Source organism: Streptomyces viridosporus (assembly GCF_002078235.1).
GTDB lineage: Bacteria > Actinomycetota > Actinomycetes > Streptomycetales > Streptomycetaceae > Streptomyces > Streptomyces viridosporus.
Window position 1 is genome coordinate 1 of record NZ_MSGP01000892.1, and the last position, 1,391, is coordinate 1,391.

At 69.4% G+C, this 1,391-nt stretch carries 2 protein-coding genes; both read right to left on the reverse strand.

The features are described 5' to 3' along the window. Positions 1-124: 124 nt before the first annotated feature. Entirely contained in the window at positions 125-334 is a 210-nt protein-coding gene (locus tag B7L92_RS38465) for a DUF397 domain-containing protein (RefSeq protein WP_081241672.1), read from the reverse strand. Further along, positions 331-1,206 (reverse strand): helix-turn-helix domain-containing protein, encoded by an 876-nt coding sequence (locus B7L92_RS38470; RefSeq protein WP_081241673.1) that lies wholly within the window; start codon positions 1,204-1,206, stop codon positions 331-333. The genes B7L92_RS38465 and B7L92_RS38470 overlap by 4 nt, the downstream gene beginning before the upstream one ends. Between the last annotated feature and the right edge of the window lie 185 nt (positions 1,207-1,391).

Sequence of the window (1,391 nt, forward strand, 5' to 3'; positions counted from 1 at the left end):
CCCACCGCTGACACACCTGGGCCGCCGACACCCACCCGGGGAACCGGCACCCGCACGAACGGCCCGAGGCCCCGATGGCACCCGCCACCGGGGCCTCGCGCACGTCCCGGACCGGGCGGCGCCCTCAGCCCTCGGACGCGTACGGCACGAAGCGCGCCCACGCGTCCGGGGCGAAGGCGAGGCGGGGGCCTTCGACGTCCTTGGAGTCACGGACGTGGACGGTGCCGGGGGTGAGGGCGAGTTCGACGCAGGAGTTGCCGTCGGGACCGTCACTGTGACTGCTCTTGAACCACGCCAGTTCGGAAGCATCCCCGGCAGAAGCCTTGCGGATCATGTCTCTCCCAGCACTCGCTCGACGAAGGCCAGCGACTCCCGAGGGGTGAGAGCCTGCGCTCGGATCGTCCCATACCGCAGTTCGAGGATCCGCAGCTGCTTCGGATCGAAAGTCGGTCGGCCGTTGAAGGCACCGTCGGAACGGCCTGCCGCCGTGCCGTCGGCGAACTTCAGCACCTCGATCCTGCCGTCCAGCCCGGGGTGGGCCCCCGCGCTCGTCGGCATCACCTGAAAAGTAACGTTACGCAACTGGGCCGTCCGCAACAGGTGTTCGAGCTGCTGACGCCACACCATTGTGCCTCCGACTCGTCGGCGGAGCGTCGTCTCTTCCAGGACGAAGCTGAGGGCCGGAGCCGGGGAACGCTCGAAGATCGATCTGCGTGCCATGCGAGCCGCGACCAAGCGCTCCACCTCCTCCTCCGAGTACGGCGGCTGCCACGCCTCGAACAGGGCACGTGCATGTTCCGGTGTCTGCAACAAGCCGTGAATGCTGAGCCCCACGTACACCCCGAGCTCGACCGCCTTGGCCTCCAACTCGGCCAACGCCCGCACGCTCCTTGGATACCGGACCCTCTTCACGTCCTCCCAGGCCGCCGCGATGAGGCCACCCGCGCCCAGGACCTCGTCGGCCTTGTCCAGGAACTCCCGGCGGGGGATCCGCTTGCCGCCCTCGATCTTGTAGACGAGGTCCTCGCCGTAGCCGACCGCCCTGCCGAAATCGGCGACCCGCATCCCCACCGCCTCGCGGCGCAGCCTCAGTTGCCGCCCGACGGTCGTGATGACCGCGACGCCCCACTCGTCGTCCGGGTCCACCTCCCAACCGGGCTCGTCCGCCTCGCTCCTGAGCTGTCCCGTCTCCACCCCGACCGCCATGCCGCGCCCCTCCGTCGAACCGTCCGTGATGTGCATCAGCGGCCTGCCCGTACGGCCCGTCGGCACCGTCACGACAGCACCGGACAACGTCCGGACAGTGACCGTACGCATGCGCTGCGTCACTTCTCACGGTACGCACACGCCGCCACGCTGAGTCACGTGAACCGGGAAATCGCCGGCCCTCG